Source organism: Bacillus sp. FSL L8-0152 (genome assembly GCF_038006365.1).
GTDB lineage: Bacteria > Bacillota > Bacilli > Bacillales > Bacillaceae_G > Bacillus_A > Bacillus_A cereus.
Window position 1 is genome coordinate 5,388,589 of sequence record NZ_JBBOVB010000001.1, and the last position, 15,048, is coordinate 5,403,636.

Genomic DNA, 15,048 nt, shown 5'->3' on the forward strand with positions numbered 1-15,048 from the left:
CTTTCACAGGTTGGTTCACCAAATTATATTTCACACTACTGATAGTTAGAATGTATTACTTTGTTTCGTATGTTTTAATTTTTCCTACGCGGTTTTCGTGACGACCACCTTCATAGTCAGTTGTTAACCAGATTTTCGCGATATCACGCGCTAGACCAGCACCAATTACACGCTCGCCCATTGCTAGCATGTTAGTGTCATTATGCTCTCTCGTTGCTTTCGCGCTGAAAGTATCATGCACTAACGCACAACGGATACCATTTACTTTGTTTGCTGCGATTGACATACCAATGCCTGTCCCACAAACTAAAATACCACGATCCACTTCACCATTCGCTACCATTTCAGCTGCTGGAAACGCAAAGTCAGGGTAATCAACAGAACCAGCTTCACATTCACAACCTAAATCAACATATTCAATATTTAACTCTTCTAATAAATTTACAAGTTCTTTGCGGATATTCATACCGCCGTGATCAGATGCTATTACTACTTTCATTTTTACCCCTCCAAAGTTTCAATCAATTATCTTCATTTCACACTCGCTACCTCAATAGGACGAAGTGATCTCCAATATCGTATTATACACGAAACATCAACCTACCGAATGTTTTTTCAGTAAAGTTTGTACAAGTTTTTCCATCTCATCTAACGTTTCTTTATAAATAGAAAGCGAGCCTCCAAATGGATCTGAAATGTCCTTGCCTATACCTTCAGTTAATCCATATAACGTATTCAATTTCTTTTCAACACTCGGATAATGCCCAAGTACAATTTGTTTATGATTTTCTGTCATCGTTACGACAATATCAGCCCAATCAAGCAAAGTTTCGTTTACTTGCTGCGCGGTATGGTCAATTGAAATCCCTTTTTCAGCTAAAGCTTCCTTCGCATGTACCGATGCATCGCTCCCAGGATAGGCGAAAACACCGGCAGATTGTACTTCAAACCTATCTCCTCCGTGATGACGAAGCAACGCCTCAGCCATTGGACTACGACATGTATTGCCAGTACAAACAAATAATACTCGTTTCATCCAAACCCACCCCTATATTCGATTTCTTACCACTCATCATAACTTACATTAGAATAGAACAAAAGAAATGTGAATATACAAAAGGCGCATTTCTCTTATATTTTTTCTAAGAAAAATGCGTCTTATCCACATATATGTGAAACCCTATTTCCAAGTGCCCAGAGTATTTTAACATACCTACTGAATATGCAACAAAAATAAGGAATCCATTTCATACGAAACGGATTCCTCTTATACAGCAATTATTTCATTGTAACTTTCATTACTTCTGTTGAACCTTTTGTAGCTGTTACGCCTACAGTTGTCTTAATAGACTCAGCTGCATCTGTGTTTGTAATAACGATTGGAGTAATTGTGCTTTTCGCTTTTTCACGGATTAATTCTAAGTCGAATGAGATTAATTTATCTCCAGCTTTTACAGCTTGGCCTTCAGAAACGTGAGCTTCGAAACCTTCGCCTTCCATTTTTACAGTTTCTAATCCAACGTGGATTAAAATTTCTGTGCCATTTTTCGCTTTAATTCCGATAGCATGTTTTGTGTGGAATAATTGTACGATTTCACCATCAACTGGAGATACAACTACACCTTCAGTAGGATCGATTGCAACACCGTCACCCATCATACGACCAGCGAATACTGGATCTGGTACTTCTTCAATATTTTTCACTGCTCCAGTTAATGGAGCTACGATTGTTTCTTCATTTGTTTTTGAACCAAGACCGAATAATTTTTTAAACATAGGATAGTCCTCCTTATAATTTACCTAAAAGTTTATAGGGCAATCCCTAGTAAAGCTTGGGATACATGTAAGACTTCATACTTCGAATATTATACTGTAAAAACGCTTTCGAAATAAATTACGTCATTACTAATAGACTCTTATTGTAGCGCTTCACAAAATTCCAGTCAATTCTGATTGTCTGAATAACAATAAGAAGTTAACTTCTATTTATATTTTCTCTTTTTTTGCCCAACTTGTCTAGAGGTCTTTACCACATTTTATTTTTTGTTGTTAATTTGTAAAATTTAATTCAAACTTTTTTCAAAATCCACTTGACTAAAGTAAGTAACTATTTTATTATTACTTACGTAAGGTAAGTTAATAACTTTTAGGAGGTTTTTAAAAATGATGGATTTCGGTCTACTTATTATTCGTCTTATTATAGGAATTACATTCATGGGTCATGGCGCTCAAAAATTATTTGGTTGGTTCGGCGGTTACGGTTTAAAAGGAACAGGTGGCTGGATGGAGTCAATCGGTTTACGCCCTGGTGTATTTATGGCATTTATGGCTGGCGCAACTGAATTACTAGGTGGTTTCTTATTCGCATCAGGTATTTTCATTGTAGTTGGTTCATTATTTATCGTTGGAACAATGTTAATGGCTATCTTCACTGTTCACGGAAAAAATGGTTACTGGGTAACACAAAATGGATATGAATATAACTTAATGTTAATCGCTGTTGCTGTTGGTGTAGCTTTAATCGGACCTGGCGCATACGTTTTACTTTAATTTTTATCTCAGATTTGAGATTCTTGAAAAAGAACTTACTTCATTACAATTGAAGTAAGTTCTTTTTATGAAACAAAATATTATTTCCAGCAGGATTTTCTCATCGTTATCTTGTAAACAAACAATAAGTATTCATATTTAGAAAGGGGATTACAAGCATGTTATCCATTAATCCAAATGAACAAACTGAAAAAGATAATTACAAATTACTTACTGGAAGTATCATCCCTCGCCCTGTCGCATTCGTTACTTCTTTAACAAAAGACGGTGTATTAAACGGCGCACCATATAGTTATTTTAATATTGTCGCTGCTAATCCACCACTTATCTCAGTATCTATACAACGAAAAGCCGGAGAAAGAAAGGACACTTCCCGAAACGCAATTGAAAAAGGTGAATTTGTCGTACATATTTCTGACGAATCATATGTAGCAGCAATTAATGAAACAGCAGCTAATCTCCCGCCAAATGAAAGTGAAATTGAACTAGCAAAACTAACACCAATTGAAAGTGAAGTCATCTCCGTTCCAGGTGTAAAAGAAGCAAATATTCGAATGGAATGCGTATTAGAACGTGCAATTCCACTTGGTGGAACAGAAGACTCACCAGCTTGTGATCTACTAATTGGACGCGTCGTTCGTTTCCACGTTGCCGAACATCTATATGAAAAAGGGCGCATTCACGCAGAAGGACTCAAACCAATAAGCCGCCTAGCAGGACACAACTATGCAAAATTAGGAGAACAATTTGAATTAGTTAGGCCAGTTTAAAAGCGAAAGCGGCTCGCTCAGAATCGATTCCTGCCATCACTCAAACATAAAAATCCCCTGCTTTTTAGCAGGGGATTTTTATCATTGTAATTCTTCCTTCTTTTCCTCTAAAGTAGGCAGTTTTTCTTTTTTCGGTTTCCCTAGCTTCATTACGAAGAAGTATAGGGAAAGCAGTGTAATAAGAAAAACAATTAAAAACGGGTACGGAGAGTAAAAGGCACGTGCCGCCTCAGTCTTTCCTGCAACAAATTTCAATGACTCAATATCTAAAAACTCAGCAAACATTTGTACACCGAGCATACTAAACCAAAAAACAAAAAAACTAATAATAATACCGAAAACTTGCTTCAATCTCGTCATTCATCTCATCCTTTCTATATCTGTAATTTTTAGTGCAATAAATATAGTACAAACAAAATATTCACAGAAAGGAACTATCTCACCATTCACGAATTAACTTAATCCAACCTAACATCGAAATTTGCAAAATAATACCCCAAATTATAAGTCTTCTTAGCCATCGAGGAAAGAAGGTTAAAAACTTAACATACCATTCCAATAGCTTGTTCATAATTCCCTCCTACATAAAATTATATAGGAAAAAGGATATATAATCCAAATCCAACCAAAATGATGCCACCTACTATCTCGCCATATGTACCGAGCATATCTTTCGCATGTCTACCAATTAATAGACCAATCCATGCTAATAACATGCTAACAAATCCAAAAAGTAATATCGTAATGATTGTTTGTGCCCCATAAATACCAAGACTAAGCCCTACTGAGAAACTATCTATACTAACGCCAAATGCAAATACGAATAAGCTAATTCCAATAGGGGCAGTTCTAGTCTCTTCATTTTGTAAAATGGTCGAATATACGATATAAAAACCTAGTCCGATTAATAAAATAGCACCCGCAAAATGTGCAATCTCTCCATACTTCTCTGATAAAAAACGACCTAGTACCATCCCTATAAACGGCATAATAATATGAAATATCCCTATCGTCATACCAATATACAGGATTTGTCTTAACTTTAGGGGCATCATCCCCATACCAAGACTCACCGAGAACGCATCCATCCCTAAGGCGAATGCCATAATTATTAAAGGTATTAGCTGTTCAAACGTCATTCATGCCCCTCCTTGGACGTGCTACTTCACAATATGCTTATCCAAGGAGAAATATTCTGTTTGCTAATCGTACCTTATCATTCAATAATAATATGATGTCCTGCCGCTTTTGTTAAACGATTCATAATAGCATTTCCTATTCCTTCATTAGGGAACGACTCACTAAAAATAACATCCACTTCACTTGCATCAAATGTTCTAAGTACATCATATAGTTTAGTCGCAACGCTAGCTAAGTCACTTCGAACACCACAAGACAATATAACATCTGCGTTATATACATGCTGATACTCTTCCGTCGTTAATACACCTACTTTAAATCCTTCTTCCTTTTTCTCATCCACAAGATGCTGAATAAACTCACGTGAGCCCTCAACAATACTAAGTGGTGCTTTCGGCGCATAATGTGTGTATTTCATTCCAGGTGATTTCGGTTTTTCCTTCTCATCCTTTAAAGCTGGATCTAAAGAAACGGTACCTATCACTGCTTCTAATTGTTCTTTCGTAATCCCACCTGGACGTAATATTGTTGGAACCGCGCTTGTACAATCAATTACAGTTGATTCAACGCCTACTCCAGTTGCACCACCATCAACAATACCTGCAATCTTCCCATTCAAATCTTCATATACGTGAGAAGCTAATGTTGGACTTGGACGCCCTGAAAGATTCGCACTTGGTGCCGCAACAGGTACATTCGCCTCTTCAATAAGAGCAAGTGCAACTGGATGATCAGGCATTCTTACCCCAACCGTATTAAGTCCCGCCGTCACCTTCTCTGAAATCCCTTCTTTTCTCGGCAAAATAATTGTTAATGGCCCTGGCCAAAAATGCGCCATTAACTTCTCTGCAACTGGTGGAATTTCTTTCACAATGCCATCTAACTGAGATTTTGTACCTATGTGGACAATGAGTGGATTATCACTCGGTCTTCCTTTCGCTTCGAAAATTTTTGCGATTGCTTCATCATCCATCGCGTTTGCACCTAACCCATAGACTGTTTCCGTAGGGAAAGCAACCGCCTCATTTTCTCTTAATAATTTTGCTGCTTCTTGTAACTGTGGATAATATTTTTTTCTTTCCACAACATTATCCACAACCCACATATTTGTATGCATTTTTTTCCACGTCCTTTTCTACCCTTAAATACTTGTCTATTTTTAGTTTACTATGAGATTTATCCAAAAGACAAACAAGGTTTATCCACAAAATGTGGATAAACCTAATTAATCCGTGGATAACTTTGTGAATAGCTGACAATTTAGTATTATTGCATTCTGCTCTTTTATATTTTTACAAAAATGTTCTAACTGTTGAATTCCCTCTGGAACCTCATCCTTTTCTATAGTAAAAAAGTCAAAGAACTGAAAGATTGGTACAGATTGTGGATGGTTTGTTAGTAAGTACAATTGTTGAACACTTTTTTCTTTCATATACTGCAAAAACATTTCAAAAAAATATAAGAAAGTCTGTTTATCCACATGAGGTGTGAATAAACAAGAACGAATAAGTACATCTTCCCCACTTTGTTCATAACCAATTACAGCTCGTATTTCTTCCGCCTCTTCCAAAATCATAAATTGTGCGTACAACTCATTTATTTTATCATCTTTTTTATTAGCTTGTCCGAAAAAAGAATGTAATCTTTCCACATCTGCCTTCGTAGCAAAATACACTTTCTTCATAATAAATCCCTCCTCATTTTTATATATGAGGAGGGATTTATTAATAGTACTATTTAGAGAATAAAGATGTAAAAGCTTCTACAATAAACAATTTAACTTCTGGCTTTTCTTCTTCCTCTTCTACTTTTACATACTCATTTTGCTTTTCTTGTTTTTTCTCCACAGGTTTCTCCACTTTTTCCACAGTTTTTGTTTCTTCTTGGCTTACAGGCTGCTCTTCGACTTTTGTTTCATTTTTTACTACTTTCTTTTCAGAAGATGTTACTTTTTTTACTACTTCCTGTTTTACAACTTTCGTTTCTTTTACCTTATCCACTTTCTTCTCTTCTGTATTTACTACTTCCTCATCTAGTTGTTTCACCTGCTCCTCTTCAGGAGATTCCGCCTTCACAACGTGCTCTTCTTTTCTTACAGCTGTCCCACTCGAAAAATCTAAGAAACACATTGGTGGAAATAATACACACCACCAGTTCGCCCCTTCACCTTCTCCAATTGTAATCAATACCGCTTCATATTCTCCTGCTGGATAAATAAAATTCCCATATACCTTTGTAGGAAACTTTACATTCTTACTAAATTTCACTTGAAATGATTCTTTACTTCCTTCTCTTTTTAACGTATTTTCCACCGTTTTCTCGATTTCTGGAATATGACTTTGAATTACTTTGCGCGCCTCTTCAAATGAAGTTAAATCCGCTACCCATCCATCAATTTGTGCTTTTACTTCATCACGCACTTTACGCTTTAATGCCTGATCTTTATCTGAATCACTATTTGCTAAAATGCGTAAGCGAACGGCCTCTTTCGGAATAACTGAAGGCCCTTTTGCATCAGCTTTCATATATCCAAACTGCACAAGTAACTGTGCACCAATTAATAGTATAAGAAGATAAGCAATAACTTGTTTTTTCATTTCCTCCACCTTCCCCTCTACAAACAGTGTGGACAGACTTTCATATTTCTAAACTATTAAATTCAAAATCTATATGAATTTTCCCACAAAAAAATGGAGTAAGGTGTGAACCTTACTCCATCTCTGCAAATACCATACGGTCTTTTCCGTTAATATCAAAAACAACCTCAACATGGGCATGTGGAAAAGCTTGTTGTAACAATCTTTTTACATCCTCACCTTGTCCTACTCCAATTTCAAACGCTACAATTGCTTTCTCCTGCAACACATTCGGCAATTCTTCCATAAAACGGCGATAAAAATCTAATCCGTCTTCTCCACCAACAAGCGCTCTCTTCGGCTCATGCTCTTTCACAACAGGAGAAAGACCACGCCAATCCTCTTCCGGTATATATGGAGGATTTGAAACAACAACATCTAGCTTTTGACCCGTTTTATCAAATGGTGACAATAAATCACCGTGATAGAACGTTACTTCTGCACCTAAAGCTTTTGCATTTTCTTTTGCAACTTCAATCGACTCTTGTGCAATATCTACTGTATACACGTGGAGATTTTTATTTTCTAAAGCAAGCGTAATAGAAATCGCTCCACTACCTGTGCCTATATCTGCTACATGTAGTTCCTTGTCGCCAAAATGGCGCTCAATTCTTTCTAATACTCCTACTATAAGCTCTTCTGTTTCCGGTCTTGGTATTAATACTTCTTCATTCACAAAGAACGACCGGCCATAAAACATTTCATAACCAATCATATATTGAATAGGAATACCTTCTACATGCTTGTGGATAAACTCCGTAAAGCTTGCCTCTTGTTCCTCATTTATTTCTTCACGCATATTCATAAGTAATCCTGTTCTGTTCATCTTTAATACATGACAAAGGACAATTTCTCCCGCATTTTCATCTCGTCCATTTTCCTGTAAAAAAGAAGAAGCCCATTTCAGGGCTTCATAGACACGCATTACTCAGCTGCCTCCATCCTTTGAGCCTGATCTTCCATCACTAAGGCATTGATGAAATCATCTAACTTACCTTGTAAGATTTGATCTAGCTTTTGAATCGTTAAACCGATTCGATGGTCTGTAACACGGTTTTGCGGGAAGTTATACGTACGAATACGCTCTGAACGATCACCCGTACCAACAGCTTGTTTACGGTTTTGATCATATTCAGCTTGTGCTTCTTGTCTAAACTTATCATAAACACGTGCGCGTAATACTTTCATCGCTTTTTCTTTATTCTTAATTTGTGATTTCTCATCCTGACAAGATACAACTACACCAGTCGGTAAATGCGTTAAACGTACCGCTGACATCGTTGTATTAACACTTTGTCCACCAGGACCACTAGAAGCGAATGTATCAACACGAACATCTTTCTCGTGAATGTCGATTTCTACTTCTTCTGCCTCTGGTAATACAGCTACAGTTGCTGTAGATGTATGAATACGTCCACCAGATTCCGTTTCAGGAACACGTTGTACACGGTGAGCACCATTCTCGAATTTCAGCTTCGCGAAAGCACCTTTACCGTTAATCATAAAGATAATCTCTTTATATCCACCTAACTCTGTATAGCTAGCCTCGATAATTTCTGTTTTCCAACCTTGAACCTCAGCATAACGGCTATACATGCGGTATAAGTCACCAGCAAATAAAGCGGCCTCGTCGCCACCAGCAGCCCCACGAACCTCAACGATAACGTTCTTATCATCATTAGGGTCCTTTGGAACTAGTAAAATTTTCAGACGTTCTGATAACGTTTTTTCTTGTGATTCTAACTCAGAAACCTCTTCTTTTACCATGTCACGCATTTCTGCGTCTAACTTCTCTTCTAACATTGCTTTCGCATCTTTTAATTGCTCACGAACATCCTTATACTCACGATACACCTCTACCGTTTCCTGTATATCAGACTGTTCCTTTGAATATTCACGAAGTTTATTTGTATCGCTAATAACCTCTGGGTCACTTAACAATTCATTTAACTTCTCATAACGATTTTCTACAGCTTGCAAACGATCTAACACATCATTCACCTCTACATCCTAGTATCTAATACAAATAGTATATGGTACTTACTCAAAAAAACGCAAATTATATTTAAAAGTGGCGGTGGCTCTTTCAGCTCTGACCAGCTAAGGTTCTTTCGACCTAAAGGTGCTTTTTACCTTTTGGGCGGAAGGTTCTTAGATGCGAAGAGCTAGCCACCAGAACTAGATATATTTAAAAGCGTAAGCGGCTCACACCAACCACACTCTCTATTCTGAAAAAAACCCGCCTTGCGCAGCGAGTTTTACTTATCTTTGTTTTTAGGAACTGCATGACAATGACGACAGCGTGGCTCATACGATTCTGAAGCCCCAACTAAAATAATCGGATCATCAAATGCCGCTGGTTCTCCATCAATTAATCGTTGTGTACGACTTGCCGGAGATCCACATGCAGAACATACTGCTTGTAGCTTTGTTACATGTTCAGCAATCGCCATCAGCTGAGGAACTTGTCCAAATGGTAGACCACGGAAATCTTGGTCTAAACCAGCTACAATGACACGATAGCCACGATTTGCCAATACTTGCACCACTTCCACAATGTCCCCATCAAAGAATTGTACCTCATCGATTGCAATTACATCCATATCTTCAGTGATATGTTCAAATATATCTTTTGAAGCTGAAACAGGAACTGCTTTTACCTTTAATCCGTTATGTGATACAACGTCTTCTTCACTATAGCGATTATCAATACATGGTTTAAATACAATTGCATGTTGTTTCGCAAATTGCGTACGGCGCACACGGCGGATTAACTCTTCTGATTTACCAGAAAACATACTACCGCAAATCACTTCAATCCAGCCATTTTGATTTATTAAGTACATGAAGCTCTCCTTTCATCTACTTTTTAGTTAAAAGTAGGGTAAAGGTATAATATTTTCACAAAAAAAACAGACAAGCGAATACATACACTTGCCTGTTTTATGTTTTTATTACTTGATACCGTATTTCTTATTGAAGCGATCAACGCGTCCGTCTGCAGTAGCAAACTTCTGACGTCCAGTGTAGAATGGGTGAGAATCAGAACTGATCTCAACTTTTAGTAATGGATAAGTGTTACCATCTTCCCACTCAACAGTTTCGCTAGAGCCTTTAGTAGACCCGCTTAAGAATTTGAAGCCTGTGTTTGTGTCCATGAATACAACTTTCTTGTAATCTGGGTGAATTCCTGCTTTCATTCTTTTCATCTCCTTCCGCCCTGAATCATTTTCGAAACAGAGTTTTTCATCTTCAGCTGCATACACAACTATATTGATGAAACACATATGATGAAATTATAACAAGGCTAACTTCATTTTGCAACTACCTGTTTTTGTCTTTTGAAATTTAAAGTGTAGACGGCTCGTTTAGCTCTGACTGGCTAAGGTTCTCTCGCACAAAAGGTGCTTTTTACCTTTAGTGCGGGAGGTTCTTAGACACGAAGAGCTAGCCGTCGGAACTAGATACAATTTAAAAGCAGAAGTGGCTCGTTCAGAATGGGAGGGGGATGGAGCTTCTGACGTAGAGGTGCTTTTTACCTCGTAGGAAGACGCGAAGCCACCTACCATTCTAGCCGCTGGAGCTAGATATCATCTTAAAGTGGAGGCGGTTCGTTCTGCTCTGACCAGCTAAGGTTCTCCCACTTATTTCTCTCTTTAATATCACCTAAAAGGCATAAAAAACTCGCTTACTATAAAATAAGCGAGTCCCAATCTTTTCCCTTTACTTAGTTGTTACATATCTTTTCGAGTCTGCAACAATGTTTTGTAAAAATTCTTCGTTTGTCTTCGTTTGACGAAGCTTACGTAAGAAACTTTCAACAAAGTCTGGTGTATCACGCATTGTTTTACGAATGCCCCATAACTTGTCTAAATGCTCTTTTGGAATTAATAGATCTTCTTTACGTGTACCAGAACGACGAATATCAATCGCTGGGAAGATACGACGTTCAGCTAACGAACGATCTAAGTGAAGTTCCATATTTCCAGTTCCTTTAAATTCCTCGTAAATAACATCGTCCATACGAGATCCTGTATCAACAAGGGCTGTTGCTAAAATCGTTAAGCTACCGCCTTCTTCAATATTACGTGCCGCTCCAAAGAAACGCTTCGGTCTATGGAAAGCCGCTGGGTCGATACCACCCGATAATGTTCTACCACTTGGCGGAATAACGAGGTTGTAAGCTCGCGCTAAACGGGTAATACTATCCATTAAAATGATAACATCTTTTTTGTGCTCTACAAGACGCATTGCACGTTCTAACACAAGTTCAGCTACTTTAATATGATTTTCTGGTACTTCATCAAAAGTAGAACTTACAACGTCGCCCTTAACAGAACGTTCAATGTCTGTTACTTCCTCTGGACGCTCATCAATTAAAAGCACAATTAATTCTGCTTCTGGATGATTTGTTGTAACACTGTGTGCAATTTCTTTTAATAGACTTGTTTTACCAGCCTTTGGAGGCGCAACAATTAAACCACGTTGTCCAAATCCAACTGGTGCGATTAAATCCATGATACGTGTCGGTAACTTTTTCGGTTCCGTTTCCAATTTCATTTGGCGATCTGGGTATAATGGTGTTAATGCAGGGAAATGCACACGCTCTTTTGCTGAATCTGGATCATCTCCGTTTACAGCTTCAACTTGTAATAACCCAAAATAGCGTTCATTTTCTTTCGGAGGTCGTACTTTACCAGAAACTTTGTCTCCATTACGTAAATCGAAACGACGAATTTGCGAAGCTGAGATATAAATATCTTCTGAGCTTGGAGAATAGTTGATAGGACGTAGGAATCCAAATCCTTCTGATTGAATAATTTCTAATACGCCTTCCATGAAAAAGAAACCTTCTTTTTCTGCTCGAGCTTTCAAAATAGAAAAGATTAACTCTTTTTTCGTTAACTTGCTATAATACGAAATCTTAAATTCTTTCGCAAGCTCGTATAACTCTTTTAATTTCATGTTTTCTAATGCTGCAATTGACAAATTCATTCAGACACCACACTTTAACGTTATTCTCTTTTTTCATGGGTAAAGGGAAAAAATACGGAAGGCAAATAATTAATAATGAAAGGCAATAAGTTCAAGTAGGGTAATATTCACTATTGTAACCCTTTTATCTAGTTTTAATCAATACGTTGGAACACAAATACAAGAAGCGAAGACAAGAAAATTTGTCTTCGCTTCTTATTTAATTTAGTTCCGGCTCCGATAGTTAAAAAGATCGACCACTTTAACCTTTCTGAACGAGCCGCTTACGCTTTTTACTTAATCCAGCTTCAGCAGCTAGAATGGTCGGTGGCTTCACTTCTTTCTGCGAGGCAAAAAGCGCCTCTACGTCAGAAGCTCCATCCCCCTCCCATTCTGAACAAGCTGCTTACGCTTTTTATTTAATAACCAAGTTCGGTTTTTTATTTAAGCTATGACGACCATCTACGAAGCGAACTGTGCCTGATTTTGCACGCATAACAAGAGATTGTGTTGTTCCTACGCTACCTTTAAATTGAACACCACGTAATAGTTCACCATCTGTTACACCTGTTGCTGCAAAGATTGCATCGTCACCTTTTACTAAGTCCTCCATACGAAGGATACGATTAATGTCTTCTATGCCCATTTTTTTACAACGTGCTAATTCAGCTTCGTTTTGTGGCAATAGTTTTCCGTGAATTTCTCCACCTAAACATTTTAAAGCAACTGCTGCTAATACACCTTCAGGTGCTCCACCAGATCCAAATAGAATATCTACACCTGTACGGTCAAACGCTGTATTAATTGCTCCAGCTACATCTCCATCATTAATTAATTTAATGCGAGCACCAGCCTTACGAATTTCTTCGATAATTGCTTGGTGACGTGGACGGTTTAAAACTGTTGCTACAACATCTTCAATGTCTTTATTTTTCGCTTTCGCAACTGCACGTAAGTTATCAATAATAGGCGCATCAATGTCGACTGCCCCAACTGCTTCTGGGCCAACCGCGATTTTATCCATGTACATGTCAGGAGCATGTAACAAATTACCGTGGTCTGCAATTGCAATAACAGCAAGAGCATTCCAGCCACCAGCTGCTACGATGTTTGTCCCTTCTAAAGGATCAACCGCAACGTCTACACGTGGTCCATATCCTGTACCTAATTTCTCTCCGATATATAGCATTGGTGCTTCATCCATCTCACCTTCACCAATTACGACTGTACCTTTCATCGGAATTGTATCAAATACATCACGCATAGCTGATGTTGCTGCACCGTCTGCCTCATCTTTTTTCCCGCGCCCCATCCAACGCGCTGATGATAATGCTGCAGCCTCTGTTACACGTACTAACTCCATAGATAAACTTCTTTCCACAATAATCCCTCTCCTTTAAGTCTTTATATTTCTGCCGTATTTTGTGAACCGTGTTTTTCTATAAAGTGTACTTCCGCAAGTAGTGATGCTTCGCTTCCCCCTTACGGAAGTATCACTTATGCGTTCTTCATCTCTTCAATTTCTTGTTTTGTCATTTGTTCTCGCCAAATGTTTGCTCCAAGCCCTTTAAGCTTGTCCACTATATTCTCATAACCTCGATCAATATGCTCAAGTCCTGTTACTTCTGTAATTCCATCTGCCATTAACCCTGCAATAACAAGTGCTGCTCCCGCTCGTAAATCACTCGCCTTCACTTTTGCACCTTGCAGTAACACAGGACCAGTTACAATTGCCGAACGACCTTCTACTTTAATTTGAGCATTCATACGACGTAATTCATCAATGTGTTTGAAACGGGCACCGTAAATTGTATCTGTTACAACTCCCGTCCCGTGTGCTTTTGTTAAAAGCGTCGTAAACGGCTGTTGTAAATCTGTTGGAAAACCTGGATATACAAGCGTTTTGATATCAACTACTTTTAACTTTCTATTACCGTTCACTGTAATTTGATCATCATTCGTTTCAACTTGAACACCAGCTTCTCTTAGCTTTGCAGTAACTGATTCTAAATGCTGAGGAATAACGTTATCAACCGTTACTTCTCCTCCTGATGCAGCTCCTAGAATCATATACGTACCAGCTTCAATACGATCTGGGATGATAGTATGGTGACAACCATGTAAAGAGTCCACACCATCTATTCGGATTACATCTGTACCGGCACCTTTAATACGTGCTCCCATGCTTGTTAACAATGTAGCTACATCAATAATCTCGGGCTCTTTCGCTGCATTTTCAATAACAGTTCTACCTTTTGCTCGTACAGCTGCTAGCATAATATTAATCGTAGCCCCCACACTAACAACATCTAAATAAATACGTGCTCCATGTAGTTCATCTGCTCTTAAATAGATAGCACCTTGTTCATTTGTAACATGTGCACCTAGCGCTTCAAACCCTTTAATATGCTGATCAATCGGCCTCGGTCCTAAGTGACATCCACCCGGAAGCCCAATAACAGCTTTTTTAAAACGGCCAAGCATCGCACCCATTAAATAATAAGAAGCGCGCAATTTTTTCACTTTTCCATTTGGCAAAGGCATTGCAACCATGTTAGAAGGATCGACTACCATCTCTTCCTCCTGTCCATAAGTTACTTTCCCTCCAATTTCCTCTAGTAAGTCGCCTAACATTTTCACGTCCGAAATATTAGGGACACCACCAATAGTTACTGGAGTATCTGCTAAAATTGTCGCTGGAATTAATGCAACGGCACTGTTCTTTGCACCGCTTACTCGAATTGTTCCATTTAAAGCTCTTCCGCCTTCAATTAGCAATTTTTCCATATTGAGCTCCCTTCTTGTGAATGTATTTACTTTCTATCTTTTCATAGAAAGCTCCCCTTAAGAATCTCAATTACTCTTTCCATCCCAAAACTCAATAAATAGGAAACCATTATCTCCATTTCTCCTGTAGCACGAATAGATAAAGATCAACTATTCATCGAATTCACTTTATCAATTTAGATACGTTATCA

At 38.1% G+C, this 15,048-nt stretch carries 18 protein-coding genes; 2 read left to right on the forward strand and 16 right to left on the reverse strand.

Translation table 11 applies throughout. The features are described 5' to 3' along the window. Positions 1 to 55: 55 nt before the first annotated feature. From rpiB to MHH27_RS27460, 3 genes are all read right to left on the reverse strand, one after another. Positions 56 to 499, reverse strand: coding sequence for a ribose 5-phosphate isomerase B (rpiB, locus tag MHH27_RS27450; RefSeq protein WP_000869539.1), 444 nt, complete (start codon positions 497 to 499; stop codon positions 56 to 58). 96 nt (positions 500 to 595) lie between these two features. Continuing rightward, complete coding sequence (locus MHH27_RS27455) at positions 596 to 1,036, reverse strand: low molecular weight protein arginine phosphatase (protein WP_000832375.1); 441 nt, start codon at positions 1,034 to 1,036, stop codon at positions 596 to 598. 242 nt (positions 1,037 to 1,278) lie between these two features. Beyond that, positions 1,279 to 1,776, reverse strand: a complete 498-nt coding sequence (locus tag MHH27_RS27460) for a PTS sugar transporter subunit IIA (protein ID WP_000473666.1) — start codon at positions 1,774 to 1,776, stop codon at positions 1,279 to 1,281. A 387-nt stretch (positions 1,777 to 2,163) separates the two neighbouring features. Between MHH27_RS27460 and MHH27_RS27465 the strand changes: the two genes are divergently transcribed. Then, on the forward strand, positions 2,164 to 2,550 hold the full coding sequence (locus MHH27_RS27465) for a DoxX family protein (RefSeq protein ID WP_000968616.1): 387 nt from the start codon (positions 2,164 to 2,166) through the stop codon (positions 2,548 to 2,550). A gap of 158 nt (positions 2,551 to 2,708) precedes the next feature. Next, entirely contained in the window at positions 2,709 to 3,320 is a 612-nt protein-coding gene (locus tag MHH27_RS27470) for a flavin reductase family protein (RefSeq protein WP_340944711.1), read from the forward strand. Positions 3,321 to 3,401: 81 nt separating this feature from the next. On the opposite strand, the gene MHH27_RS27475 is transcribed toward MHH27_RS27470, so the two are convergent. The 13 genes from MHH27_RS27475 to murA all read right to left on the reverse strand — a co-directional run bounded on the left by MHH27_RS27475 (position 3,402) and on the right by murA (position 14,857). Then, positions 3,402 to 3,680, reverse strand: coding sequence for a DUF3935 domain-containing protein (locus MHH27_RS27475; RefSeq protein WP_000197475.1), 279 nt, complete (start codon positions 3,678 to 3,680; stop codon positions 3,402 to 3,404). Between the two features lie 79 nt (positions 3,681 to 3,759). Continuing rightward, complete coding sequence (locus MHH27_RS27480) at positions 3,760 to 3,891, reverse strand: hypothetical protein (RefSeq protein WP_001037634.1); 132 nt, start codon at positions 3,889 to 3,891, stop codon at positions 3,760 to 3,762. 19 nt (positions 3,892 to 3,910) lie between these two features. Beyond that, entirely contained in the window at positions 3,911 to 4,459 is a 549-nt protein-coding gene (locus MHH27_RS27485; protein WP_000142477.1) for a manganese efflux pump MntP, read from the reverse strand. A gap of 77 nt (positions 4,460 to 4,536) precedes the next feature. After that, positions 4,537 to 5,577 carry an L-threonylcarbamoyladenylate synthase gene (locus MHH27_RS27490; RefSeq protein WP_098250865.1) on the reverse strand — a complete coding sequence of 347 codons (1,041 nt, stop codon included), beginning with the start codon at positions 5,575 to 5,577 and terminating at the stop codon, positions 4,537 to 4,539. A 108-nt stretch (positions 5,578 to 5,685) separates the two neighbouring features. Next, on the reverse strand, positions 5,686 to 6,144 hold the full coding sequence (locus MHH27_RS27495) for a mechanosensitive ion channel protein (RefSeq protein ID WP_000758437.1): 459 nt from the start codon (positions 6,142 to 6,144) through the stop codon (positions 5,686 to 5,688). Positions 6,145 to 6,193: 49 nt separating this feature from the next. Then, a complete protein-coding gene (gene spoIIR, locus MHH27_RS27500) occupies positions 6,194 to 7,057 on the reverse strand; it encodes a stage II sporulation protein R (protein WP_098566613.1) in 864 nt (287 codons plus the stop codon). Positions 7,058 to 7,169: 112 nt separating this feature from the next. Beyond that, positions 7,170 to 8,021 carry a peptide chain release factor N(5)-glutamine methyltransferase gene (gene prmC / locus MHH27_RS27505; RefSeq protein WP_001267022.1) on the reverse strand — a complete coding sequence of 284 codons (852 nt, stop codon included), beginning with the start codon at positions 8,019 to 8,021 and terminating at the stop codon, positions 7,170 to 7,172. Then, entirely contained in the window at positions 8,021 to 9,088 is a 1,068-nt protein-coding gene (gene prfA, locus MHH27_RS27510) for a peptide chain release factor 1 (RefSeq protein ID WP_000887066.1), read from the reverse strand. Before prfA ends, prmC begins: the two co-directional genes overlap by 1 nt. Before the next feature lie 266 nt (positions 9,089 to 9,354). Further along, a complete protein-coding gene (locus MHH27_RS27515) occupies positions 9,355 to 9,942 on the reverse strand; it encodes a thymidine kinase (RefSeq protein ID WP_098566612.1) in 588 nt (195 codons plus the stop codon). Between the two features lie 108 nt (positions 9,943 to 10,050). Then, the gene (locus MHH27_RS27520) at positions 10,051 to 10,296 is read right to left on the reverse strand and encodes a type B 50S ribosomal protein L31 (protein WP_000643435.1); all 246 of its coding nucleotides are present in this window, start codon (positions 10,294 to 10,296) and stop codon (positions 10,051 to 10,053) included. A 523-nt stretch (positions 10,297 to 10,819) separates the two neighbouring features. Next, positions 10,820 to 12,091, reverse strand: a complete 1,272-nt coding sequence (gene rho, locus MHH27_RS27525; protein WP_001053903.1) for a transcription termination factor Rho — start codon at positions 12,089 to 12,091, stop codon at positions 10,820 to 10,822. A gap of 394 nt (positions 12,092 to 12,485) precedes the next feature. Continuing rightward, positions 12,486 to 13,451: a class II fructose-bisphosphatase gene (gene glpX, locus MHH27_RS27530; protein ID WP_000442336.1), complete on the reverse strand. Its 966-nt coding sequence runs from the start codon at positions 13,449 to 13,451 to the stop codon at positions 12,486 to 12,488. Positions 13,452 to 13,567: 116 nt separating this feature from the next. Beyond that, positions 13,568 to 14,857: a UDP-N-acetylglucosamine 1-carboxyvinyltransferase gene (murA, locus tag MHH27_RS27535; RefSeq protein ID WP_000413248.1), complete on the reverse strand. Its 1,290-nt coding sequence runs from the start codon at positions 14,855 to 14,857 to the stop codon at positions 13,568 to 13,570. Positions 14,858 to 15,048: the final 191 nt, after the last annotated feature.